The sequence below is a fragment of the Janthinobacterium lividum genome (assembly GCF_034424625.1).
Lineage (GTDB): Bacteria > Pseudomonadota > Gammaproteobacteria > Burkholderiales > Burkholderiaceae_D > Janthinobacterium > Janthinobacterium lividum.
Genome location: NZ_CP139976.1, coordinates 2,668,050 through 2,692,435, shown reverse-complemented (window position 1 = coordinate 2,692,435; position 24,386 = coordinate 2,668,050). Strand labels below are relative to the sequence as shown.

The following is a 24,386-nucleotide window of genomic DNA, read 5'->3' as shown; positions in this document are numbered from 1 at the left end:
CAAAAATGACAGCGCGATGTCGTCCTGTTCAGTCCGCGTGCAGCTTGTGGTGCATGCGGCGCAGTCCCAGCCACACGGCGGTCGCCACGAACGGCACCAGCGCGCCGACGAGGATTTCCGGATTCACGGGCAAGCCCATCACCTTGGCCGCCTTGCCCGTGTAGCTGAACAGGCCGATCACATAATAGGAAATGGCGGCCACCGACAAGCCTTCCACGGCTTGCTGCAAGCGCAGCTGCTGCGCCGCGCGGGCGTTCATCGATTGCAGGATTTGCCGGTTCTGCAATTCCTGCACGATGCCCACGCGCGTGCGCAGCAAGTCATTCGTGTTGGCAATGCGCTGCGCCATCGCTTCCTGGCGGCTGGCCATCGCTTCGCACGTGTTCATGGCGGGCGTCAAACGCCGATCCATGAATTCCTCGACCGTGGGTATGCCTTCGATGCGCACTTCGCGCAACTCGTCGATGCGCGCCTTGACCAGGCCCATGTAGGCTTTCGACGCGGAAAAGCGGTAGCTATTGTCGAGCGACAGCTTTTCAATGCGGGCGGCCAGGCGCGTGATGCGGTCGAGCAAGGCTTGCTCGGCAACGCCCTCGTCGGCCTTGACCAGGCCCGGAGTATCGTCCGTGTCGACCATGGCGGCGGCCAGGGTCGCCAGTTCGTTCTCGATGGCATTCAAGGATGGCGCCGCCTGCATGGCGTAGGGCAAGCCCAATAAAGCCATCATGCGGTAGGTTTCGATTTCCAGCACGCGCTGCACCAGGCGGCCCGACTGCTGCGAGCGCATGCCCGCATCGCGGATGACGAAACGGCTGAAGCCATCGGACTGGATCGTGAAATCCGTCCACAATTCGCCGCCCTGCAGCACCTTGCTGCCGGCCAGGGTATTGCCCTCGAAGACGCGCGACAAGCCCTGCATGAAGATTTCGGCCGGCTCGGTCGCCTGCTCGAGCACCACGTGCGCCGCCACCATCAGCTTGCCCTTCAAGCCCGCCAGCCATTGCTGCGGCAACTGCGCCAAAGGCATTCGCTCGAACGCCTGCGCCAGGGGCAAGGCCTGTCCCGGATGCTCGGCAAAGGTAAACGTGGCAAATTCCGTGTGGCATTCCCATTTCAGGCGGAAGCGGCCGAAGTCGTAATAAAAATACTTGGCTTCGGCGGCGGGCGGCGTGACGCCGAAATGCGTGCACAGGGCCGCCAGGGTGGCGTGCTGGGCGGCCATATTCGACGCACCGGGCGCTGCGCTGTCATCTTTATACACGGCCAGATGGGTGATCAGCTCGGGTGCGTCGAGCTGCAAAAACGGCCGCGAATGGATTTCCGCCGCCAGCGGCACGCGCAAGGCGTGGTTCAAACTGGAGTTAATCAAGTGCATGATAGCCAAAGGTAAAGTTGCAAAACTGCTTAGACCCGCGCGCGTGCTGCTGTGCCCGCAGCGTGGGTCTGATTGTCACAGTGTAACAAAGCAGGAAGCATGCCTACCTTTTCAAACTCCGCTCATGCCGTTTTGGCAATACTCATCACACCCTGCGCCGCGTCCTGGCGCGTGCCCAGCCACCAGAAAAACGCGGCCAGCGCCACGGCAGAGGCCTGCCCCAGCGCCAGCTTGAACGCACTGTCGAACAGCAGCGGTGCGACAAAACCGGACACGAGCGCAAACACCAGCATTTGCACGAAGTTTTGCAGGGAGGCAGCCAGGCCCCGCATCTGCGGAAAAATGTCGAGCGTCGACATGGTCATGCCCGGCAAGGCCAGCGACATGCCGAACGCGTACAGCATCACGGGCACGACGGCGAACGGGACGCTGGCCGCGAACCAGTGGTTGTAGGCAATGTTGAGCGCGCCCGTGGCCGCCATGGCCAGCAAGCCCCAGCGCACCAGCACGGCGCTTTTCACCGCATGGGCCAGCTTGCCCGACAGCGCCGAGCCGCCCACCAGGCCCGCCACCATGGGAATGAACATCCAGCCGAAGGCCGTTTCCGGCAGGTGCAGCAGTTCCAGGATGAAATGCGGGGCCGAGGCGATGTACAGGGCAAAGCCGCCAAACGCAAAGGCCACGGCCAGCGAACGCAGCAGGAACGCCCGGTGGCGCAAGGCCAGCCAGTAATTGCGTGCGATGTTGCCTGGGTGAAAAGGTTGACGTTGCTCGACGGCTAAACTTTCCGGCAAGCCTTTCAGGCAGGCCAGCAACAGCAGCACCGTGACGGAAAAGGTGAACACGAACGTGGATTGCCAGCCATACGCCACGTGCAGCCAGCCGCCGATGATGGGCGCGATGGAGGGCGCGATGCCGAACACCATCATGATATTGGCCAGCATCTTCTGTGCGGCCGCGCCCGACAGGCTGTCGCGCACGATGGCTTGGCCGATGACCCTGCCCGCCCCCGCCGAGGCGCCCTGCATGCCGCGGAAGAACAGCAGCCAGCCAAAGCTGGGGGCAAACGCGGCGCCGATGGAGCCCACGGCAAAGATCAGCAGCGAAGCGAGAATCACGGGACGGCGGCCAAACGAATCGGACAAGGTGCCGTAAAACAAGGTCATGAAGGCATAGGCGGCCAGGTAGACGCTCAGGGTCTGCTGCACCAGCACGCTGCTGACGTCGAAATGCGTGCCGATCGCGGGAAACGACGGCAGGAAGGTATCGGTGGCGAACGGGCCCAGCATGGCCAGCCCGGCCAGCACCAGGGTCAGGTTGCGCGCTTTCATGCGCCCGCCTGCACAGCATATTGGCGGCGCAAGCCGTCGAGGGCCGCCAGCGAGAACGCGGCGACATGCTGCGCAATGCTGGCAGTGCCAGTCTCGTCATAGGTAATTTCCGGCGCCACCAGTTCATGCACGATGCGCGAACGGGCATAGAACACGGCCTGGCCGATCACGCTGAACACGCATTTCTGCACCACGGCCGCCGGCATGGCCTCGCCCACCACGCCACGGATCAAGCCTGTAAACAGGGCATGGTGCGCGCGCACGTCGCGGTCTGCCAGCATGTGGATGGCGGACGTGGGTTCGATCAATTCGCGCGCCACCAGGCGGCTGAACAGCGAAGCCGCTCCCGGACGCAGCATGTCGAAGACCATCGCTTCTATCGCCAGGCGCAACTGTTCCACGGGCGCCACGGCCGCCGCTGGGCCTGCCTCCGGTACGGCAGCAGCCGTGGCACGCGCCAGCGCGCGCGCATGGTCGAAGGCTGCCAGGTACAGCTCTTCCTTGCCATGAAAATAATAGTTAACCATCGCCACGTTGACGTGGGCCGCCTCGCAGATCCTGCGCACGGACGCGAGCTTATAGCCTTCGTCGGCAAACAGCTGGACCGCCGCCTGCAGGATGCGCGTGCGCGCCGTTTCGACTTCTTCTGTCATGCCATTCCCATCATTTAAACAGCCGTTTAATATTATTCAGCATTGTATCAAACAGCTGTTTAATTTTCAAATGGACGCAAAAAAGCCCGGCGAACCGGGCTTTGCAAGGGTATTGCTCTAGCTTAGTGTTTCATCGCCGGCATCGCGGATGACGTCGAGGTGGCGCCCAGCGGACGGGCCACGGCATTGACTTCGATCGTTTCGCGGCGCTTGTCCTCGCCTTCGACGACGAGGGTCAGCGGGATCTTGTCGCCCGCCTTCACCTGCCCTTTGAGTTCCAGCAGCATCACGTGGTAGCCGCCCGGTTTTAGTTCGACGGCTTTGCCGGCTGGCAAGGCGATTTCCTTGACCTGGCGCATGCGCATCATATTGTCCGTCATGCTCATTTCATGGATTTCCGCCACGCCGGCCACGGGCGAGCGCACTTCCAGCAGGCGCATGGCTTTCGGCGCCGTGATCTGCATGAAGGCGCCCGTGGCTTTTTGCTGCGGCACGGTGGCGCGCACCCACGGGTCGGTAATCTGCACGGAAGTCTGGGCAGAGGCGGAGAAGGACAGCACAGCCAGGGCCGTGGCCAGCAGGGTTTTCAAATGGGTCATGATCATTCCTCGGTATGGTTATAAGGTGTATTTCGATTTCATCAGGGTCTTGATATCCTGCACGCACTCGTCGCCCGTCAACTGGTGCTTCAGGCCCAGGCGCATGCGTCCCTCGGCATCGAGCACATAGCTGATGGCCGTGTGGTCCATCGTGTAGGAACTGCCGCTCGGCACACGGCGGTAGAAGACCTTGTAATTGAAGGCCGTCTGCGCCGTCGCCTGCGGATCCGTGCGCAAACCCAGGAAGCTGGGGTCGAAGGCGCGCATGTATTCGCCCAGCAGCTCGGGCGTGTCGCGCTCGGGGTCGATGCTGATGAAGATCACTCGCAGCTTATCGGCATCCGGCCCCAGTTTCTGGCGGATTTCCAGCGCGCGTGACAGGGCTGTCGGACACACGTCCGGGCATTGCGTAAAGCCAAAGAAGACCATCACATATTTGCCCTTGAAATCGGCCAGGGTGTAAACCTTGCCGTCGGGGCCGCTCAACTTGAAGTCGGGCTTGTAATCGCCTCCCGTCAAGTCGAGGCCGTTGTAATGGGGTTTCGGCGCGGGTTCGCAAGCCGCAAGCGTGAGCAATCCCGCCGTACCGGCGAGAAGAAAAAGACGACGTTTCATGGCATTCTGGCCCGATGGGCGTAGTGGATACAGTTAAGACGTGGAAGGCGTGACGGGTGTATTCAGGCAGCCAGAGGCGGGCCGCGCGGGCTGGCGGCCAGCCAGGCGAACGGGGCCCGCGGCGCCTGGTAAAACAATGGCGGATACAGGTCGTGGCCCGTGATCACGGGCAGCGGCGATGCTGACGACGGCGGCAAACCCGCGCTGCCCGCATGGCTCATGCAGAACGGGCAATGCTCAATGTGGTGCAGCACGGAATCAGTGGTGGATTTGGCGGCTGGCGCCAGGTCCGCTTGCGTGTAGACGGCGCCGCTGGCCGAGCAAATCTCGACGGCGGCATTGTTCGCGTTCGCATGCAGCGAAGCAAACGCATACGACAGGGATGGCGACAGCGCATTGAGCAGTATCGCCAGGCAGGCGAACCACATATGCCACTGTTTGCGCTTCAATAATGATCCCATGGCCCCGATTATAACGGAGTCTGGCTATCGCGTTGCGCAGGCGCGCCCGCCTGGCCGCGCAGGAACAGGCTGGGGCGCACGCCCGCCACGTCCACGCAGGCATCGCAAAACGCGGGGATCGAGGCAAAGCCGGAGCCGGCCGCCACTTGCGCCAGGTCGCGCTCGCCGTGCCCTCCCTCGGCATCCGCTTGCGCCGCCGTGTGCAGCGCGTGCGCCAGGCGCTGTTCGCGCACCAGGCTGAGCAATGCCTCGCCCTCGGAAAACAGGCGCGCCCTGGCCTTGTGCGGCGTCACTTGCCACAGGGCCGCTAGGCGCGCAGCCGTCCACTTACCTTGCGGCGTATCAAAGATGTGCTGCGCCAGCGCCTGGCTCCAGCGCTTGCCGCCGCCGTGTCCGCCATCGGGCTCATCGCCTTCCAGCGCCAGGGTGAAAACGGCCGGCTTGCCCCGCCCCGGCATCACGTCGCAGGCAAAGCGCAGGAAAGCAGGCACGACGAAACTGTCGCCGCTGGCCAGTTTCTTGGTGGTGATTTCATTGTGCAAGGTCACAAAGCCCTGGCGCACGGTAACGCGCAACCGGAGCGGAAAGCGCAAGCCCAGCAGGTGCAATGGATGATCGGAAACGAGGGCCATGCGTCAGGTCAATGTGGTGAACGAGCCGCCAGCATGCCACACATCGCGCGCCCGGTCTGTCATCACAGCGACGCCACGCCATAACGGCGCAAGCCGTCCAGGTCGACGACGCGGATGGATTGGTAGGCGATGTTGATGAGCTTGAGTTCGGCCAGATGGCCCAGCGCCTGGTTCACCCGCTGGCGCGAAATGCCGGTCAGCAAGCCGATTTCTTCCTGCGACAGCTCAAGCACGCTGGAGGTACGAGGACATAACATGGGATGGAACAGCTGCGCGATGGCTTGCGCCACTTGCGCGTCGACGGCCAGCAGGCGCTGGTTCTGGATGGTGGCGATGAACTGGCCCATGCGCTCGTTCAACTGACGGATGACGAAGGCATTGAAGGAGAGGCTCTCGGCCAGCAGCAGGTGAAACAGGTCCACCGGCACGAGAATGATGCGCGATGCGCGCACGGCCACCACGTCGTAGCGGCGCAGTTCGCGCTTGAGCACGCTGCCCTCGCCGCACCAGCCACCGGCCGGCACGCCGGAAAACGTGGCGCCGCGCCCATCGGCGTTGTAGACGGCCAGCTTGATCAAGCCCGTGTGCACGCCGATCCAGTGCGCCGACGGTTCGCCTCGCCGCGTGATGAAGGCGCCCGCCTCGAAATGCCGGATCACGCTGCCAGCGCGCAACAGGGCCTGATGCCTGGCATCGAGGGCCGTGAACCAGTCGTGGCTATCGAGTTCGGGCACGGCACGGTCTACACTATCGTTGCTATCCATTCCATCCTTCAGTTGTCACTAAGATGACAGTGATTTTCCAACGCCGGTGCTATGCTAACCGGTATCAATCCCGAAACAGGGAGCTACAAGATTCTTTTACCAGGAGACAAGCATGACAGCTGATTTCAACACCGGCCTCGGCAAAAACAGCGCCAACTACGCCGCCCTCACCCCGCTCGACTATATCGCCAGGGCAGCCGCAGTATATGGCAATCGCCTGGCAATTGCACATGGCGCCGTGCGCCAGACATGGGGCGAAACCTATACGCGCACGCGCCGCCTCGCCTCCGGCCTCATCAAGCTGGGCGTGGGCACTGGCGACACGGTGGCCGTGATGCTGCCGAACACGCCCGCCATGGTGGAAGCGAGCTTTGGCGTCCCGATGGCCGGCGCCGTCCTCAACGCCCTGAATATCCGCCTCGACCTGGCCTCCCTGACCTTCATGCTGCGCCATGGCCAAGCCAAGGTCTTGCTGGCCGACACGGAATTTGCCGAACTGGCGCGCCAGATGGCGGCGCAGATTCCCGGCTTGCGCGTGATCCAGGTCAACGATGTGCTGGGACCGGAAGTGGAAGCATTTGCCGAGCTCGACTATGAAAGCTTGCTGGCCAGCGGCGACCCCGACTACGACTGGCAGCCGCCCGCCGACGAGTGGGACGCCATCGCCCTCAACTACACATCCGGCACCACGGGCGACCCGAAAGGCGTCGTCTACCACCACCGCGGCGCGGCCCTGAACGCCCTGTCGAACATATTAGAGTGGGACATGCCCAAGCATGCCGTGTACTTATGGACATTACCGATGTTCCACTGCAATGGCTGGTGCTTCCCGTGGACCGTGGCCGCGCGGGCCGGCGTCAACGTGTGCCTGCGCAAGTTCGAACCGAAACTCGTGTTCGACCTGATGCGCGAATTGCGCATCACCCACTATTGCGCCGCGCCCATCGTGCATGCAGCGCTGGCCAATGCGCCCGCCAACTGGCGCGACGGAATCGACTGGACCGTGCGCGGCATGGTGGCTGGCGCACCGCCGCCGGCCGCCATGGTGGCAAAGATCGAAGCCATGGGTTTTGACTTGATCCACTCGTATGGCTTGACGGAAGTGTACGGCCCGGCCGCCATCTGCGCCGAGCAGGATGGGTGGGCGGCCCTGTCGCAGGAAGAACGCGCCGTACTCAAATCGCGCCAGGGCGTGCGCTACCACCTGCAAAGCGCCGTGGCCGTGCTGGACCCGGAGACCATGCAGCCGGTGGCGGCCGACGGCGAACAGATCGGCGAGATCATGTTCCGCGGCAATATCTGCATGAAGGGCTATCTGAAAAATGAAAAAGCGACGCAGGAAGCGTTCGCCGGCGGCTGGTTCCACACGGGTGACCTCGGCGTCATGTATCCGGACGGCTATATCAAGCTGAAGGACCGCAGCAAGGACATCATCATTTCCGGCGGAGAAAACATTTCCAGCGTGGAAGTGGAAGACGCGCTGTACCACCATCCGCAAGTGCTGGCCGCCGCCGTCATTGCCCAGCCCGACGAGAAATGGGGCGAGACGCCATGCGCCTTCGTCGAGCTGCGCGAAGGCGGCACGGTGACGGAAGCGGAATTGATCGCCTTTTGCAAGAACAACCTGGCCGGTTTCAAGGTGCCGAAAGCCATTTATTTCGGCCCCCTGCCCCGCACGTCGACGGGCAAGATCCAGAAGTTCGAACTGCGCAAACGCATGCAGTCGGACAAGGCCATCGACGTCTGATTTGTACCTGTCAGTCGCGCTTGCCTTGCAACCACGCCGGCTGCGCCACCACCAGGCGCGAGAAGCTGGCGATGCTGGCCACGGCGGCGAAGCCTGCCGCCAGGCACAGCGCATACGTCGTGCCACGCGTGGCGGAAACCGTGAAGCAATACGCGACGAGCGCCGCGCCCGTCGCTTGCCCGATCAGGCGCGACGTGGCCACCACGCCGCTGGCGCCGCCAGCCCGCTCGGGCGGCGCACTGCCCATGATGGCTTTCAGATTGGGCGCCTGGAAGAAACCGAAACCGATGCCGCACAAGGCCATGCGCCAGCCGATATCGAACACGCTGGGGTGGGCCGGTATCCACACCAGGGTCAGCAAGCCGCCCGCCAGCGCCGCCAGGCCGATGCCGCCCAGCACGCCCGGCGAATAGCGGTCGCTGAGGCGCCCGGCGACAGGCGCCATCACGGCCACCAGCACGGCCCACGGCGTCATCAGGAAGCCCGTCTCAACGGGTGAACGGCCCAGGGTTACTTCAAAATAAAACGGCAGCGAGACGAAGGCCAGGCCCTGCGCGGCAAACGTGCAGATGGCCGTCAGCGACGACAGCAGGAATAATGGACGGCGAAACAGGTCGATCGGCAGCATCGGAGCTGCGTGCCCCGCCTGGCGGCGCAGCAGCAAAATAAAGAAGATCACTACCGCCACCAGTTCCGGCAGCAAGGTCGACAGGGCCGCGTGATGGGCGGCATCGCCAAACAACAGGATCAGCAAGCCGAAAGCGCCCACGTTGTACAGCGCCGTGCGCGCATCGAGCGTGTGACCGGACAGTTTGGTCGCCGGCAGCATGCGGCTGGCGAGGAAGAAGCCGGCCACGCCCAAGGGTACATTGATGGCGAACAGCCACGGCCACGATGCCGTCGCCAGGATCAGCGACGCGGCCGTGGGGCCGATGGCAAACGCGACAGCCACCACCAGCGCATTGTTGCCAAACGCGCGTCCCAGCAAGTGTTTCGGATACAGGGCGCGCAGCAGCGCCGTGTTGACACTCATCATGGCGCTGGCGCCGACGCCCTGGAACAGGCGCGCCACCACCAGCGAGGGCAAGGACCAGGCCAGTGCGCAAGCGAGCGAAGCGAGGGTAAATAAAAACATGCCGGAGATGAATACGCGCCGGTAGCCGGCGATTTCGCCGAGGGCGGAAAACGGCAGCAAGGTCGCCACCATGGCCAGCTGGTACACGTTGACGATCCAGACGGAGGCGGCCGGCGTCGTGTGCAGCTCGCCGGCGATGGCCGGCAAGGCCGTGTTGGCAATCGCCGTATCGAGCGAGGCCATGCCCACACCGATGGCCAGCGCCAGCATGGCCCATACACGGGCGCCGGGCGGCAAGCCGTCCTCGCCCACCATCACGGCTTGCGTTTGCTGCCGCCTAGACTGCTGCATACACTACCTGTTCATCTTGCTGATCCGGACAATACACTAACATGTATGTAAGAAACCTGCAGGAGAGGCCAGCTTACTTCTGGCAGTCGATGACCTTGAAGTCTTTCGAATAGCAGATGCGCAACTCGCCCGAGTGCTTTTCATAGCCGAGCCAACGGCCCTTCAGTTGCGGGTTATGCTGCTTCATCCACTGGAACAGCTCGTTCTTTGGCATGGTGGAATCCGGCAACTTCAAGGCCTGGAACAGTTCGCGTTCCTTTTCGAAATATTCCTTGGCCGTATCGAAATCGCAGGCACCATGCTTTTCCCATTCACCCTGCAGCAAGGCTTCGCCCGGCTGCATGCACATGTAGGGCAGGATGTCGGACGGCGCCAGCTTCGGCAGATTGCCCTTGCAATAGCGCGGGTGCAGTTCCGTCTTGCGCGGCGGCGTCACGGAAATGTCGTCGCAGGTGGCCGGATTGGCCGACTGCGCCCACAAGCCATGTACGATCCAGCCGAACTGGTTGCTCTCGGCGCACTGGAAGGCAGCCTTTTTCGACACTGCGCCACGGCGGCGCTGGCTGTCGCAAAAGCCTGGCGACCACGACAGCGCCAGCATGAAGTAATCGGTGGGCACGTTCGTGCTTTGCTTGTAGCACGTGTTTTTCTCGTCCGACGGCTTGACGTCGTAATCGTAGTAGCTGACGTTGCGGGGAATGGCGCACGTGGCGTCGGCCGCGTGGACGGCGCCGGCAGACAGGCTGAGGAACACGGCGGCCAGCGCGGGCAAGACAGAGCGGATTTTCATCGAGCTTCCTTCAAGATATAAAAACGCCGGCAACTGAGTGCCGGCGCGGTATGGAAATTACACCATCAACTTAGCAAACTTTATGCATCCAGCCGTGCGTATCAGCCGCCGTGCCATGCTGCAAGCCCAGCAGGGCTTCGCGCAGGGCCAGGGTAACGGCGCCATTTTCATTGTTGTTGATGGTCATTTCAAAGCCATTGGCCTTGGCCACGCCCACGGGCGTGATGACGGCGGCCGTACCGCAGGCGAACACTTCGGTCATGCGGCCCGAGGCGATGTCGTCGCGCCATTGCTGGACGGACAATTTACGCTCTTCCGTCACATAGCCGAGGTCTTTCGCCATTTCCAGCAGGCTGCGGCGGGTGATGCCTGGCAGCAAGGTGCCCGTCAGCTCCGGCGTCACGACGGTGACTTTCTCGCCATCCTTATACACGAAGAAGAGGTTCATGCCGCCCATTTCTTCGATGAATTCGCGGTGCACGGCGTCCAGCCACACAACCTGGTCGCAGCCCTTCTCTTGCGCTTGCGACTGGGCCATCAGGCTGGCCGCGTAGTTGCCCGCGCATTTGGCTTCACCGGTGCCGCCCGGCGCGGCGCGCACGAAGTCTTCGCTGATCCACACGGTGACGGGTTTCACGCCTTTCGGGAAGTAGGCGCCGGCTGGCGAGGCGAACAGCACGAACAGGTATTCTTCCGATGGACGCACGCCCAGGTACGGGTCGGTGGCGATCATCAGCGGACGCATGTACAGGCTCTCGCCCGTATTCTTCGGCACCCAGTTGCGGTCTTGCGAAATGAGCGCGTCGCCCGCTTCCAGGAACAGTTCGACAGGGATAGCCGGCATGGCCAGGCGCGCGGCGCTGCGGTTGAAGCGCTCGGCATTCTGTTCCGGACGGAAGGTCTTGATGCTGCCGTCCGGCTGGGCAAACGCTTTATAGCCTTCGAAGATGGCCTGGCCGTAATGCAGGGACGACGCGGACGGGTCCAGCGTCAAAGGGCCGTAGGCTTTCAGTTCGCCCTGCTGCCACTTGCCGTCGCGGTAAGGAATCACCACCATGTGGTCGGTGAAGATGCGGCCGAAGGCGGGATTGACCATGCGCGCGGCGCGCTCGGCGTCGGACAAGGGGTGGGCGGATGGGGTGACGACGAGATTCGGTGTGGAAGTGGTCATGGCAGCAATGGGAACTAGTGAACAGTATCCCTATTGTAGCGCCTATAGCGCCCAATCAGGCAAACGAGGATGGCCCCCGCCACGCGAAAACAGGGTGCCATCATTTGCGAATGATTCTCGTTTGCGTTAATATGTCAGCCTTCCTTCTTCCCCGCCATGTCTGACACCCTGCATGGCGGCGCCATCGAAAGCCGCCATGACCACCTCCTCCCTGCCACAACCCCAGCTGCGCGCCAGCGCCGACGAGGCGCCGGAGACCCGCCAACAGCAGCGCCAGCCTGCCGCCGCCCCGCAACCGCGGCGCTGGCACTGGAGCTGGAAGCAGGTGTGGTTTCAATTGCACTGGTTTATCGGCATCACGGCCGGCACGGTGCTGGTGATCATAGGCCTGAGCGGCGCAACCCTGGCCTTCAAGGATGAATTGCTCGATGTCATAAATCCCGGCGTGCGCCATGTGGCAGTGGAAACGCGCGCGCCGCTGACGCCTGGCCAGCTGGGCACCATTGCCGCTGCCGAACACGGCCAGCGCGTCGCCTCGATCACCATGTATGCGGAGGCGGGCGCGGCGCCACGCCTGTTCTTCGCGCCGAAGAATGGCCAGCGGCGCGGCGAATCCATTTATGTCCACCCGTACACGGGAGCGACCCGGCCGGCACTGACGGGGGCGGGCTTTTTCGAGTGGACGGAATCGCTGCACCGCTGGCTGCTGCTGCCCCGCGATCCGGGCCGGCAAGTAGCGGGCGCGCTGGCCCTGTGCCTGCTGGGCCTGGCATTATCGGGCCTGTATCTGCGCTGGCCTCGCCGTCCGCTGGACTGGCGCACCTGGCTGACCTTCGACCCTGCCCTGAAAGGCCGCTCCTTCCTGTGGAACCTGCACGCCGTGGCCGGCACCTGGTGCCTGGTCGTCTACGTGGCGCTGACCCTGACGGGCATTTACTGGAGCTACGACGTGGTGCGCGACAATATCGACGCCTGGGCCGGCAAGCCGCCAAGGATGGCACAGGCGCAGGCGCCCGGCAAGAAAGGCCAGTCCAAGGAGAAGAAGGAAATACCGGCCGTCGACATCGGCCCGGCCTGGAGCAGCTTCCAGCAGCACGCCCCCGGCTGGACCCTGGCCAGCGTGCGCCTGCCGACACGCGCCGGCGAAGCGGTGCAATTCACGTGGCTGGCCAGCGATGCGCCGCATGAGCGGGCGCGCAGCCGCATGAGCATCCTGCCGGCCGACGGCACGGTGACGGAAAACGAACCGTACAGCCAGCAGGCCCTGGGTTCGCGCCTCGTCAACATCATTTATCCGCTGCACATGGGCACGTATTTTGGCTTGCCGGGCCGCATCATCGTCACCTTGGCCAGCCTGGGCCTGCCCCTGTTCGCCATCACGGGCTGGATGCTGTACCTGGGCCGCCGCAAGGCAAAACAGGCCGTGCGGGCGCAGCGCGCCATGCTGGGCGCCGGTGCGGCGGACCAGGCGAACACGGGATTGCCCACCCTCGTGGCCTACGCCAGCCAGTCGGGCCAGGCCGAGCGCCTGGCCCTGGAAAGCGCGCGCGCCCTGCAGCAGGCGGGCGTGGCCGTCGACGTGCAATCGCTGGACCAGTTTGATCCCGCGCAATTGCGCCAGTACGAACGGGCCCTGATCGTCGCCAGCACCTTTGGCGAAGGAGAGGCGCCGGATGGCACGCGCCGCTTCGTGCGCCTGCTACAAGCCACCTCCGGCACGCCGCTGGCGGGCCTGGAATTCGGCATGCTGGCCCTGGGCGACCGCCATTACAGCGCCTTCTGCGGCTTCGGCCATGCGCTGGCGCAACAATTGCAGGCGCTGGGCGCCACGCCCCTGTTCCCGCTGATCGAAGTGGACAAGCACGACCCCGCCGCCCTGGCCAGCTGGTCCACAGCGCTGGCCCGCTGCAGCGGCAGCGCCATCGATGCCATCGGCATGCAGGAAGAAGCATCATATGCCGAGTGGCGCCTGGCGCGCCGCGTGCTGCTCAACCCGGGCAGCCTGGGCAGCGAACTGCATGAAATCACCTTGACGGGCCCCGCCGATGCCATCTGGGAAGCGGGCGCGCTGGCGGAAATCATCCCATGCAATGCGGACGGCAGCGATGGCGAGGCAGGCAGTGCCCATCACGCGCCGCGCAGCTATTCGCTCGCTTCGCTGCCATCCGATGGCGAACTGCAATTGCTCGTGCGTCAAGAGCGCCATGCGGGCGATGACAACCAGGGCTATGGCGTCTGTTCCGGCTGGCTCACGCGCTTCGCCCCGCTGGACACCCCCATCCGCCTGCGCCTGCAAGCCAATCCCGCCTTCGCGCCCGCCCTGGTCGACGTGCCCTGCATTTACATCGGCAACGGTTCCGGCCTGGCCGGCTTGCGTGCGCATTTGCGCGCGCGCCAGCGGGCGGGACTGGCCCGCAACTGGCTGCTGTTCGGCGAGCGCCAGCAAGCTTTTGACAGTATCTGCGGCGCAGAGTTGCAAGGCTGGCTGGACGCTGGCCACCTGGCGCGCCTGGACCGTGTCTTTTCGCGCGATGGTGAAACACGGCAATACGTGCAGGACCGTCTGCGCGCCAGCGCCGGCGAACTGCGCGACTGGCTGGCGCAAGGGGCCATCGTCTACGTGTGCGGCAGCCTGCAAGGCATGGCGACAGGAATCGATGCTGTACTGCAAGAAGTACTGGGCCAGGAGGGACTCGATGCCCTGCTGGCGGCCGGACGCTACCGTCGCGACGTGTATTGATCTACATCAGCCCGCCCCCGGCGCCGCCCGGCTATGTGGGCAGGCGCACAGTCAGCGCCTGCCATCGGACTACAGTAGCGGCATGGCGGCATGGAGACATATCCGCGCCGCCCCACCCACAGTCTGCGAGGCTAACCATGAAAAACCCCTGGATGAGCATGTACCTGAGCGCCGCCAACCGCATCGCCAACACGGCGCGCGGCCATGCCACGGCCGCCGTCAAGCGCGAAGCGGCGAAAAATACGCGGCAATTGACGCAAGTGTGGTTCGATTCCTTCCTGCCCCCGGCAGGCAAGCCACGGCGCGGGCGCAAGGCGAAATAGCCCCTGGCAGCAGACGAACTGGTGCAGTGCATCACAGCAATAAGTTGAAGTTACGACCAGGTGGGCTAAACTGCAAGCATGGAATAAAGATATGCGTACGCGATTGAAGTGACCGGCAGGCGCCGCAACCCCGCGCCGCCACCGGCTCATCAGGAGACGACCATGTTGACGCTCAAAGTGCTGGCCTGCCTTGCCCTGTCGGCCTTGATGCTCGTGCCCCTCGTGCTGAGGGATACGATGCAAACGTCCGCCGGGCAGCAATTGCAGGTGCCGAATGTCGATGCGCAAGGCATGTGGGCCCACTGGCCTAAACAATAAGACGCGCGGCTGAGAAAACGTCGCTGACTGCGTTGCCGTGCCTCGTCGTACATTCGTACTGCCTTCGGCGCGGCGCCTTGCCAGCGGCGTTTTTCAGCGGCGCTCGGTAGTGGATTGCATCGTTAAAACCGCTTTGTTTTGCGGGTGGGGATTTGTTCTCTCCTCCCATTTATTTTTGCCTTGATTTGCTCCCCCTCTTCGCCGTACTTTTGATCCAGATCATGGATTTCCACCTTTGCTGCGCCCAAACTGGAACAGTCCGCTTCGCACCGTGACGGACTTAACCTGGAGCATCGGCATGGGTAAATCGCATTGGAAGGATGAGATGGCGCTGGGGGTTCCCGTCATCGACGAGGCGCATGAGGCGCTGTTTCAGGAGCTGGCGCGGCTGCAGCAGTTGGGCGACCAGCATTTCAGCGTGGCGTTTCGCGAACTGATCGCGGCCGTCGAACGCGACTTCCGCGAGGAAGAGGATTTGATGGAGCAGATCGCCTTTCCTTCGCTGGCCAACCACCGCGAACAGCATGCGCGCGTGCTCAGCGGCTTGCACCATGCCTGGGCCGCCGTCGATGAAGGCGACCTGGAACAGGGCCGCCATGCGCTGTCGCTGTTGCCGCAATGGCTGATCTTCCACCAGGCTACGATGGACCTGGCCCTGGCGGCGGCGCTGGAAATGGTGCAGCGCCAGCCAAACTGACCTCTACAGCAGCAGCACCGTCGCTTGCTCGGGCATGACGACGCGGTAGTGTCCCGGGTATTTGTCTTCGCCGTCGAAAATCTTGCAATACACGGGTTGGTTGATGTCGTTCACAGCCGACTCGTTCATGGGCAAGGTGGCGATCAGTTGCTCGCCATCCATCAACTGCAAGGCGCTGCCCCGCTCGGCCGCGCAAAACGCCAGCGATTGCACATCGCTGGCGAACGGCCGCTTGTACCATGGCGTGATGGCCCGCACGGCGCGCCTGGCGTCCTGCAAGACTTGCCCCACGCGCGTGACGTTCCAGGCATCGCGCGCCACAGACGGCTGGAGGACGATATTCGCCGTCAGCTCCCCCCTGCCCTTGTTCACCAGGAAAGTGCCGTCCTGCGCGGCGATGTCATCGTTGAGCGGCACGACAAACACCCCGCCGCTGGAGACCTTGATCGGCACAGGCGCGCCATTGCCTTGCAAGGCCACACGCACGTCGTCGATGGTGGCGCTCAGCTTGGCAGGAATCAGGCGCAGGGCCATGACCACGCTGCCGCTCGACACTTGCCACACTTTCCTGGCCGTCAGATAACTTTCGCGGTAAGCCGTGAAACGGATGCGCGGCGCCTTGGCGTCGCTGCTGGCCGTGATCGTCACCATTTGCGGTGGCAAGGCTTCGTCTGCGCTCGCCGCTGGCGCCGGTGCCGATACCGGTGCCGCGGCGGGTATGACAGGCGTGGCAGGCGCAAGGGGTGGCGATACGGCGGCGGGCACGCTGGCGCTCTGCAGCGGCGCGGGAACAGCCGGCGGCGCGTGTTCCTGGGCCTGGCCCAGCGACACGACACACAACCATCCGGCACAAGCGATCCATGTACGCATGCATTTCTTTCAATGAGGAAAATATTTTATCAGCGCCTGCATTATCGCAGAAGGCCCGCCGATGCGCCGCCCCGGGTCTGCCTACACTCCTGTCTGCACTCTTTTGGTGCGCACGCTTGATTATTTGGCAAATATCGCCTATATTGATAATGATTCTTATTCACGAAAGTGACGGGAATCGCGCGCCCTTCTTTTCCACTGCCCGACCGCGCCGGGCCTTGCGGTGGAACTGCTATCCAAGCCAGACCACGGGCCAGCATCACGCCATCCCCCAGCTACTGCGCACCTCGCCAGACGAGATAGGAAAACACACGACTACAATATTCCAGGAAAATGATGCAATCGACTACCGTATTTTCTTCTTCGCACCAGCCCGCCTTGCGCCCCCTCCCCCGCCTGCTGCACATCGCCCTGCTGAGCCTTGCCGCCGGCGTGGTCCTGCCGGCACAGGCTGCCGACGCCGCTGCGGCCGACGTCACCATGCCAGCCGTCACCGTGCTGGGCCAGTCGACGGCTACCACGGAAGGCACGCAGTCGTACACGGCGGGCGAAGCGCGCAGCGCCACGCGCATGGACCTGTCCTTGCGCGAAACGCCGCAATCGGTCAGCGTCATCACGCGCCAGCTGCTTGACGACCTGGGCGCCGTGCGCCTGGACCAGGCGCTGGCACAGACGACGGGCATCCAGGTGGGCCAGAACGATACGGAGCGCACGACCTTTTATGCGCGCGGCTTCGGCATCGACAATATCCAGATCGACGGCATGGCGCGCGGCGGCAATGCGCCATTGCAAGACACGATCCTGTACGACCGCATCGAGGTCGTGCGCGGCGCCACCGGCCTGATGGGCGGCACGGGCGACCCGTCGGCCACCATCAACATGGTACGCAAGCGGCCGACGAAGGAATTCCAGGCCAGCGCCGGCCTGATCATGGGCCGCTGGGATGACCAGCGCGTCGAGGCCGACCTCTCCACGCCGCTGAACGCGGAGGGCAGCGTGCGCGCGCGCACAGCCCTGGCCTGGCAAAAACGCGATTCCTACCTGGACATGTATCACGAGCGCAAGACGGTCGGCATGGTCATCGTCGAGGCGGACGTGCGCCCCGGCACCCTGCTGACGGCCGGTGTCGATTTCCAGGACAACAAGCCCACGGGCGCCACCTGGGGCGCCGTGCCGTACTGGAACGCAGATGGCAGCCTGGCCAATTTGCCGCGCAACACCAGTTTCACGACGCCATGGAGCACCTGGGCCAACAAGCAGCACACGCTGTTCACATCGCTGGACCAGCGCCTGCCCGGCAACTGGAATGTGCACCTGGGCTATGCGCGCACGGAAAGCACGAACCGCACCACCGTCGCCTATGCGGGCGCGGGCCATCCCGACCCGGCTACCGGTGAAGGCATGCGCCTGTGGACGGGCGCCTGGGGCGCAGGCAAGAAGAACAGCGACAATTTCGACGTGTACGCCAGCGGTCCCTTCACCTTGCTGGGACGCAAGCACACGGCCATCGTCGGCTGGAACGGCGGCAACCAGCGCTCGCGCTCGCTGGGCGGCGAAGCGGAAATCAATTACCCGGACTTCATCCCCGATTACCGCAGCTGGACGGGCAACATTCCCCGTCCCGTGTTCCACCCGGACGGCTCGCACACGGAAACCGTGACGCGCCTGGCGGGCGGCTATGTGGCCACGCGTTTGAGCCTGGCCGACCCGCTGCACCTGATCATCGGCGCGCGCAGCAGCACGTACCGCACGGATACGCGCAACTACGATACGCGAGGCGTGCACACGGACAACAGCGACTTCGTGGAAACGCGCAATGAAGTCACGCCGTATGTGGGCGCCGTGTTCGACATCAACAAGCAATTTTCGGCCTACGCCAGCTTCACGCAGCTGTTCAACCCGCAATCGAGCAAGGACCGCAACAACCAGTTCCTGGCGCCGGAAACGGGCGACAATGCGGAACTGGGCATCAAGGGCGAATTCTATGAAGGCAAGCTGAATGCATCGGCCGCCCTGTTCCACACGAAGAAAAAGAACCTGGCGGAACTCGACCGCACGGTGCCGCCCGGCTTCTTGCTGCCCGACGGCGGCCAGGCCATGGTGGCCAATGGCGCCGGCGTGACGGCCAAGGGCGTGGAATTCGACGTCTCAGGCCAGATCACGCCCGCCTGGGAAGCGAGCGGCGGCTATACCTACCTGCACGCGGCCGAGGCCGATGGCCGACGCGCCGCCACCACGCAGCCGCGCCATTTGCTGCGCCTGGCCACCAGCTACCGCTTCGACGGCAGCCTGGCTGGCCTGAAAGCGGGCGCCAGCATGACGGCGCAAAGCGCCACCTACAGTGAATCGTGGTACGGCCGCCCGCCATCGGGCACGATCACGGATATCCCGCAGGCCGGCTATGCACTGGTCAACGCCATGGCCAGCTATACGCTCAGCAAGCATGCCAGCGTGCAGCTGAACGTGAATAACTTGCTCGATAAAAAGTACTACCGCAACGTGGGCTTCTTCGACGGCGTATTCTGGGGCGAACCGCGCAACATCAGCCTGGCCGTGCGCACGGCGTTTTAAGCGGGCTGCAGTGCTTCAACCTGCCGGCGCGCTGCGCCAGTGCGCGGGCGCCGGCAAGGTAAAGCCATCGAGCAAGGGGCCGCCGACCGGCGCCAGCACGGCGGCGGCAACCTGCCCGAACGCATGCTGGCCGGCCGGCAAGTCGGCCGCCACCAGGCGCAGCGCGCCATCGAGTTGCCCGGCGATATAGGCGTCGAACGCCAGCAGGCGGCGAAACAGGTGCTTGCCCTCGCCGCTCCACTGGCCCGCCGCGCGCAAGTGCAGGTCGGCCAGCGCCGGATACAGCTGGCAGGCAACGGTCAGCGCCTCGCCCGGGTGACGGCTGTCGACCAGGTCTTCCAGCGAGGTGGTGATGGCGTAGCGGCGCCGCTGCAAATTGTCCACATCGAGCACGGGCGGCCCGGCGGCGGCGATGGCTTGCGCCAGCGCCAGCAGCTGCGCGTGCTGCGGTCCGGGCGCGGCGATGTTCTCGCCTTCCAGCACCATCCTCGCCAGCGGCACCGTACCGCCCGGCGCATCGATTTCCTTGCAAAAATACGTGAACGTGGCCACGTCATGCGCGAACAGTTCCACCGTGCGCCCTTCGGCCACGATGGTCGAGCGCCAGGCGCAGTCGAGGTGGTCGAACAGCAGCAGCAAGTCGATATCGGAACTGGGCGTCTGCCGGCCCGTGGCGAACGAGCCGCCGATGATGGCCGCCACGGCCGTGGGATATTGCTGCCGCACCAGCCGCGCGGCAATCGCGCGGATATCGTCATAGGTAGGGATCGTCGTCAAAGCACATTCTCCGGGCCGAAAAAGGTTATCCTACACGCGATCGTGCAGACGACATGCACGCTGCCGCCATCCTGCTAAACTGGCGCCATCTGATCAAGGAACAAACATGGAATACGACTGCATCGTGGTGCCCTCGCCCGTGGGCGAGCTGACCCTGGTGGCGCGCGGCGCGGCCCTGACCGCCATCCTGTGGGAAAACGACAAGCCCAACCGCGTGCGTCTGGGCGCGATGCGCGTCGATGACAGTTGCCCCGTGCTGCAGGAAACGGCGCGCCAGCTGGCGGAATATTTCGCCGGCACGCGCCAGCAATTCGACGTGCCGCTCGATTTTGCCGGCACGCCTTTCCAGCAGGAAGTGTGGCGTGCGCTGCTGACGATACCGTACGGCCAGACGCGCAGCTATGGCGAGATCGCGCGCCAGATCGGCCGTCCCGCCGCCGTGCGCGCCGTGGGCGCCGCCAACGGCAAGAATCCCATTTCCATCATCGCCCCCTGCCACCGCGTCATCGGCGCCACGGGCGAGTTGACGGGTTTTGCGGGCGGCCTGCATGCCAAGGAAACCTTGCTGGCCCTGGAAGGCATCGCCCTGTCCAGCGACCGCGAAGCGCTGAAAACGGGCCACGCCCGCCGCCGCGCCGTGCCCATCGATACGGCGCAAGGCTGTTTGTTTTAAGCTGCAGCATCGCTCCCCTTGTGGGATACTCACGCACCCCGCTCAAGCAAACACATCATATGCCCTACCTTGTCATCCTGTTCTTTGTTGTTCTGTATTTGCTGGCCACTTTCTTTTTCCACATTCCCGCCCTGGTCGCCCTCGTGTATGGCGTGCTGAGCCTGAGCTGTTTCGTTGCCTATGCGATCGACAAGTCCGCCGCAAAACAGGGACGCTGGCGCACGCCGGAACGCACCCTGTTGCTGCTGGGACTGCTTTGCGGCTGGCCGGGTGCCGTACTGGCGCAGCAATGGCTGCGCCACAAGTCCAGCAAGCGTTCATTCCGCATCGCGTTCTGGATCACGGTCGCCATCAACATCGGCGCTTTCGTGTATTTCAGCATGCATTACGCGGCGCCCGATATCGGCACCGAGGTGGCGCCGATCGAACTGTAAAACTGCCCGGCTTCTCGCTCGTAGAACACCGTTGTCGAGAAGCAGTTCCACCCGCTAAGATGTAACAGTTATTGCAGCGCATTGTTCATGAAAAGATCGCCTGTCAGAATATCAACATATACGATATTCAACCCCATTCATCTACACGGGAAAGCCCTTTTCAAGCATGCCTACCTTGCAATTCCACAATTCCTTCTTGTCACGCCTTGCTGTGGCGATTTGTTTCGCCATCAGTCTGGCCGGCTGCACCAGCTATCGCTTTATTCCCCCGGACTCCGACGCGGGCCGTCAATGCGTGACGAGCTGCGGGACCAATCAACAAATATGCATCGCAGGCAAAGAGCAAGTTGCGGCGGCCCAGGTACAGGCTTGTGAGATGAGGAATGTCAGTACCGTCTCCATTTGCCTGGCAGTTGCGAAAACAGATGCTGACCGGGAACTGTGCTCGAAGAAACGGCAATATTGTTCCTCCAACGCGGCTGGAACGTGGCAATGCGAGGCAGATTACAGAGCGTGCTATACGCAATGCGGTGGCAGAATCGAGGAGAGTAAATAAAGTATCGAAAGGCTGATGCCGCCGCACAAGACGCCGCCGTGGCTACCGCGCATCACGAGGCGTGGCGGGTTTGATTCAATATTATTACTCGCCCAGCAAGCGCAGCGATTCCAGCCAGTCCGCCTTCCATTCGCGCAGCAATGGTTGCGTGGCGAAGGCCTTCTTCAGGTGCGCCATCGGCACGCGGTGCACATCGTGCAAGCCGAACGCCAACGTCACCGGATGCCACAGGTGGCTGTTCTTGCCGCCGCGCGAATTCTTGCGCACGCGCGCGCCATCGTCGCCAAAGATGCCCACGCCGCTGGCCAACCCCTTGTCCAGGTCGATCTTGCCCACGCCGGCAAAGGCAATCAAAATCTGCTCGCGTCCCAGGCCCTTCAAGGCGCTGGGCAAGACCACCGGCGCCGCTTTGTCAGCTTCGGCCGGGTCCGGCTGTGGGTGCTGGAGTTCCTTGAGCAAACGCAACAGATCGCGCTCCTGGAAGTGCAAGCCATCGACCGGCACGCGCAGTCCCGGCGCCTTCAGCTCGATGGCGATGTTGCCCGAGTCGCGCGTAAAGCGCAGCCACACGTCATCGGCGCCCGAGGCCAGGTGCTCCTTGTCGCCGATGAACACGACAGGCGCCGCATAGCGCGTCACGCCGTCATGGAACAGCTCGGCCCATGCTTCGCTGTAATCGAGCCAGACGTACGGCAAGCCGCCCTGCTCCAGCAAACGCGCCAGGTTCCAAGGCGTGCCCGTCTGTTCAGCCAGCCAGGCACAGGCATCAAAGGCGGTGGCGCGGTACGGCAAGGAAAGGGAGGTCATGGCGGTTCCGTCGATAAAAGTGGAGCGCAGTGTAGCAGACGCCGCCATCATCCCTGTCGGCAGGCGCAGCGGGCGCGCCTTTTTTGCGCGATGTGCTAGGCTGGAAGCATCAGCACGCGCCACGGCCCCCCGGCCGACTGGCGCACCACCACAAGGGGATCATCATGCATTCGAGCACCAACGCCGCCACCGCACCCGCCCCGCCACCGGAGCGCGATTCGCCCACGCCGGCCAATGAAAGCCATGCGGAGGAAGCGCTCGATGAAGCGCTGAAGGAAAGCTTTCCGGCCAGCGACCCGATCGCCATTGCCACCCCAAAACCGGCCGGCAAGACGCCCTCCTGAAGGCATCCCCCCCATCAGCCACCCTTGCGGTGGCTTTTTTTTGCCGAAACTGAATCTGGCCGCCCCACCCGCGCGTACATGGCTATGCCATGACGAATGAAGTTGCCACGCGGGAAGGAAAAGCCATGCAGCATTACAGCAAAAAGACGGATCCCATGGATCAGCGCCTGTATCTGGCCCAGCGCATCGACCGGGCCGGTGCACGCCTGCAACGCTTGCACGACGCGGCCGAACGGGAACGCTGCGCGCAATGGATCACGGCCTGGGCCGTGGCGGCGGGCGCCGATGCGCCGCGCGGCATGAAGTTGCGCATCCGCGGCGAATTCATTTTGCTGTGATAAAAGTAAAAGCCCCGCCCGATGCATGCGCACGGGGCGGGGCCAGTCAAGCCGACACCTTCCTATTTCGGCGTGTCGCGGTACTGCTCGGGCGTCGTGTCGCCATCGGCAATTTCATACCACATCGCGTTGAGCACGGCGAAAGTCGCCGCCAGCGGAAGTCCCAGTATCCAGGCAAAATACCACATAGTTATATCCTTTCGTTGATTCTTAGTAAGCGTGACCGCTCTCGTCTTCAATTGCTTTTCCATCAACCTTACCCCACAGCACTTTATATACCCACGTCGTGTACGCCACGATGAGGGGAATGAAGACGGCCGTGACGACCAGCATGATGAACAGGGTCATGTGGCTGGACGAGGAATCCCACACCGTCAGGCTGGCACGCGGGTCGATCGACGATGGCAGGATGAACGGGAACATGGCCGCGCCCACGCCAAGGATGATGCCGGCGATGCCGGCCGCGCTGGCCAGCAAGGCCGGCACTTCGCGGCGCGCACGCTGGAAGGCAAACGCCAGCAGCGGGCAAAGCAGGCCCAGCGCAGGGGCGATCCAGGTCCACGGATGGGCGGCAAAATTGAGGAACCAGGCGCCCACGTGGACTTCCGCCGTTTTCAGCAGCGGATTCGACGGACCGTCGACCACCACCGTGCTGCTGATGCGGTAGCCATCGACCCACAGCCACAGGGCCACGCCGGCCAGCGCATACAGCACCACTGTCGCGATCGCCGCCACGCTGCCGTAGCGGCGCGCCCGTTCGGCCACGGCGCCGTCCGTTTTCAGCTGCAGCCAGGTGGCGCCGTGCATCACCAGCATGGCGACCGAGACGAGGCCGCACAGCAGGGCGAACGGGTTGAGCAGCGCAAAGAAGCTGCCGTCATAGAAGATGTGCATGTCTGGCGAGAAACGGAACGGCACGCCTTGCAGCACATTGCCGATCGCCACGCCGCAGATCAGGGCCGGCACGAAACCGCCCACGAACAGGGCCGCATCCCAACGGGCGCGCCAGCGCGGATCTTCGCGCTTGCTGCGGAATTTGAAGGCCACGGGACGCACGATCAACGCCACGAGGATGACGAACATGGCCAGATAAAAGCCCGAGAACGAGACGGCGTACAGTTGCGGCCAGGCGGCAAAGATGGCGCCGCCGCCGAGGATCAGCCACACCTGGTTGCCCTCCCACACGGGACCGATACTGTTGATGACGACCCTGCGTTCCAGGTCCGTCTTGCCGACGAAGGGCAGCAGGATGCCCGTGCCCAGGTCGAAGCCGTCCGTGATGGCAAAGCCCACCAGCAGGATGCCGATCAGCAGCCACCAGATCAGGCGCAGTGTTTCGTAAGAAATCATTTCATGCAAAATCATGGTCTGGCC

General features: G+C 63.6%; 26 protein-coding genes. 10 read left to right on the top strand and 16 right to left on the bottom strand.

The features are described 5' to 3' along the window. Positions 1–28 precede the first annotated feature (28 nt). The 8 genes from U0004_RS12305 to U0004_RS12270 all read right to left on the bottom strand — a co-directional run bounded on the left by U0004_RS12305 (position 29) and on the right by U0004_RS12270 (position 6,430). The gene (locus tag U0004_RS12305; RefSeq protein WP_070258963.1) at positions 29–1,375 is read right to left on the bottom strand and encodes a DUF3422 family protein; all 1,347 of its coding nucleotides are present in this window, start codon (positions 1,373–1,375) and stop codon (positions 29–31) included. 122 nt (positions 1,376–1,497) lie between these two features. After that, positions 1,498–2,706, bottom strand: a complete 1,209-nt coding sequence (locus tag U0004_RS12300; RefSeq protein WP_070258965.1) for a multidrug effflux MFS transporter — start codon at positions 2,704–2,706, stop codon at positions 1,498–1,500. Then, a complete protein-coding gene (locus U0004_RS12295) occupies positions 2,703–3,359 on the bottom strand; it encodes a CerR family C-terminal domain-containing protein (RefSeq protein ID WP_070258967.1) in 657 nt (218 codons plus the stop codon). The genes U0004_RS12300 and U0004_RS12295 overlap by 4 nt, the downstream gene beginning before the upstream one ends. Positions 3,360–3,481: 122 nt before the next feature. Continuing rightward, positions 3,482–3,958: a copper chaperone PCu(A)C gene (locus U0004_RS12290; protein WP_174718099.1), complete on the bottom strand. Its 477-nt coding sequence runs from the start codon at positions 3,956–3,958 to the stop codon at positions 3,482–3,484. An 18-nt stretch (positions 3,959–3,976) separates the two neighbouring features. Beyond that, on the bottom strand, positions 3,977–4,573 hold the full coding sequence (locus U0004_RS12285; protein ID WP_070258969.1) for an SCO family protein: 597 nt from the start codon (positions 4,571–4,573) through the stop codon (positions 3,977–3,979). A gap of 62 nt (positions 4,574–4,635) precedes the next feature. Next, on the bottom strand, positions 4,636–5,022 hold the full coding sequence (locus U0004_RS12280) for a DUF2946 domain-containing protein (protein WP_230522056.1): 387 nt from the start codon (positions 5,020–5,022) through the stop codon (positions 4,636–4,638). Between the two features lie 20 nt (positions 5,023–5,042). Next, positions 5,043–5,666 carry a hypothetical protein gene (locus U0004_RS12275; protein ID WP_070258971.1) on the bottom strand — a complete coding sequence of 208 codons (624 nt, stop codon included), beginning with the start codon at positions 5,664–5,666 and terminating at the stop codon, positions 5,043–5,045. A 62-nt stretch (positions 5,667–5,728) separates the two neighbouring features. Then, the gene (locus U0004_RS12270; RefSeq protein ID WP_070258973.1) at positions 5,729–6,430 is read right to left on the bottom strand and encodes a Crp/Fnr family transcriptional regulator; all 702 of its coding nucleotides are present in this window, start codon (positions 6,428–6,430) and stop codon (positions 5,729–5,731) included. Positions 6,431–6,542: 112 nt separating this feature from the next. Here U0004_RS12270 and U0004_RS12265 point away from each other — a divergent pair, with 112 nt between their 5' ends. Further along, positions 6,543–8,177 carry an acyl-CoA synthetase gene (locus tag U0004_RS12265; protein WP_070258975.1) on the top strand — a complete coding sequence of 545 codons (1,635 nt, stop codon included), beginning with the start codon at positions 6,543–6,545 and terminating at the stop codon, positions 8,175–8,177. Between the two features lie 10 nt (positions 8,178–8,187). Here U0004_RS12265 and U0004_RS12260 read toward each other — a convergent pair whose 3' ends face one another. From U0004_RS12260 to U0004_RS12250, 3 genes are all read right to left on the bottom strand, one after another. Next, on the bottom strand, positions 8,188–9,603 hold the full coding sequence (locus U0004_RS12260; protein WP_070258977.1) for an MFS transporter: 1,416 nt from the start codon (positions 9,601–9,603) through the stop codon (positions 8,188–8,190). Positions 9,604–9,676: 73 nt separating this feature from the next. Next, positions 9,677–10,393, bottom strand: coding sequence for a ribonuclease T2 family protein (locus tag U0004_RS12255; protein WP_217495267.1), 717 nt, complete (start codon positions 10,391–10,393; stop codon positions 9,677–9,679). Positions 10,394–10,463: 70 nt separating this feature from the next. After that, a complete protein-coding gene (locus U0004_RS12250) occupies positions 10,464–11,564 on the bottom strand; it encodes a branched-chain amino acid aminotransferase (protein ID WP_070258979.1) in 1,101 nt (366 codons plus the stop codon). A 196-nt stretch (positions 11,565–11,760) separates the two neighbouring features. Between U0004_RS12250 and U0004_RS12245 the strand changes: the two genes are divergently transcribed. The 4 genes from U0004_RS12245 to U0004_RS12230 all read left to right on the top strand — a co-directional run bounded on the left by U0004_RS12245 (position 11,761) and on the right by U0004_RS12230 (position 15,642). Next, on the top strand, positions 11,761–14,304 hold the full coding sequence (locus U0004_RS12245; RefSeq protein WP_081345841.1) for a PepSY domain-containing protein: 2,544 nt from the start codon (positions 11,761–11,763) through the stop codon (positions 14,302–14,304). 137 nt (positions 14,305–14,441) lie between these two features. Then, the gene (locus U0004_RS12240) at positions 14,442–14,627 is read left to right on the top strand and encodes a hypothetical protein (RefSeq protein ID WP_099387374.1); all 186 of its coding nucleotides are present in this window, start codon (positions 14,442–14,444) and stop codon (positions 14,625–14,627) included. A 162-nt stretch (positions 14,628–14,789) separates the two neighbouring features. Next, positions 14,790–14,945, top strand: coding sequence for a hypothetical protein (locus U0004_RS12235; protein WP_161789600.1), 156 nt, complete (start codon positions 14,790–14,792; stop codon positions 14,943–14,945). Positions 14,946–15,243: 298 nt separating this feature from the next. Then, on the top strand, positions 15,244–15,642 hold the full coding sequence (locus U0004_RS12230) for a bacteriohemerythrin (protein WP_034786005.1): 399 nt from the start codon (positions 15,244–15,246) through the stop codon (positions 15,640–15,642). Between the two features lie 3 nt (positions 15,643–15,645). Here the strand turns inward: U0004_RS12230 and U0004_RS12225 are convergent, their stop codons facing one another. Next, entirely contained in the window at positions 15,646–16,512 is an 867-nt protein-coding gene (locus U0004_RS12225) for a hypothetical protein (RefSeq protein WP_139144249.1), read from the bottom strand. Between the two features lie 336 nt (positions 16,513–16,848). On the opposite strand from U0004_RS12225, the gene U0004_RS12220 reads away from it, so the two are divergent. Then, the gene (locus U0004_RS12220; RefSeq protein WP_167468651.1) at positions 16,849–19,083 is read left to right on the top strand and encodes a TonB-dependent siderophore receptor; all 2,235 of its coding nucleotides are present in this window, start codon (positions 16,849–16,851) and stop codon (positions 19,081–19,083) included. Positions 19,084–19,098: 15 nt separating this feature from the next. Here the strand turns inward: U0004_RS12220 and U0004_RS12215 are convergent, their stop codons facing one another. Then, complete coding sequence (locus tag U0004_RS12215; protein WP_070258984.1) at positions 19,099–19,860, bottom strand: nucleotidyltransferase domain-containing protein; 762 nt, start codon at positions 19,858–19,860, stop codon at positions 19,099–19,101. 106 nt (positions 19,861–19,966) lie between these two features. On the opposite strand from U0004_RS12215, the gene U0004_RS12210 reads away from it, so the two are divergent. Together U0004_RS12210 and U0004_RS12205 are read left to right on the top strand one after the other, a co-directional pair. Further along, the gene (locus tag U0004_RS12210) at positions 19,967–20,533 is read left to right on the top strand and encodes a methylated-DNA--[protein]-cysteine S-methyltransferase (protein ID WP_071653300.1); all 567 of its coding nucleotides are present in this window, start codon (positions 19,967–19,969) and stop codon (positions 20,531–20,533) included. Between the two features lie 59 nt (positions 20,534–20,592). Further along, complete coding sequence (locus U0004_RS12205) at positions 20,593–20,967, top strand: DUF1294 domain-containing protein (RefSeq protein ID WP_070258986.1); 375 nt, start codon at positions 20,593–20,595, stop codon at positions 20,965–20,967. 640 nt (positions 20,968–21,607) lie between these two features. Here the strand turns inward: U0004_RS12205 and U0004_RS12200 are convergent. Beyond that, positions 21,608–22,330: a hypothetical protein gene (locus tag U0004_RS12200; RefSeq protein WP_070258988.1), complete on the bottom strand. Its 723-nt coding sequence runs from the start codon at positions 22,328–22,330 to the stop codon at positions 21,608–21,610. 164 nt (positions 22,331–22,494) lie between these two features. On the opposite strand from U0004_RS12200, the gene U0004_RS12195 reads away from it, so the two are divergent. Both U0004_RS12195 and U0004_RS12190 read left to right on the top strand, forming a co-directional pair. Beyond that, positions 22,495–22,674 (top strand): hypothetical protein, encoded by a 180-nt coding sequence (locus U0004_RS12195; protein WP_034786014.1) that lies wholly within the window; start codon positions 22,495–22,497, stop codon positions 22,672–22,674. Positions 22,675–22,763: 89 nt separating this feature from the next. Next, positions 22,764–23,012, top strand: a complete 249-nt coding sequence (locus U0004_RS12190) for a hypothetical protein (RefSeq protein ID WP_139144250.1) — start codon at positions 22,764–22,766, stop codon at positions 23,010–23,012. A gap of 62 nt (positions 23,013–23,074) precedes the next feature. On the opposite strand, the gene cydX is transcribed toward U0004_RS12190, so the two are convergent. Next, entirely contained in the window at positions 23,075–23,200 is a 126-nt protein-coding gene (cydX, locus tag U0004_RS12185; protein ID WP_070258990.1) for a cytochrome bd-I oxidase subunit CydX, read from the bottom strand. 22 nt (positions 23,201–23,222) lie between these two features. Further along, positions 23,223–24,377 (bottom strand): cytochrome d ubiquinol oxidase subunit II, encoded by a 1,155-nt coding sequence (gene cydB / locus U0004_RS12180; RefSeq protein ID WP_070258992.1) that lies wholly within the window; start codon positions 24,375–24,377, stop codon positions 23,223–23,225. Positions 24,378–24,386 lie beyond the last annotated feature (9 nt).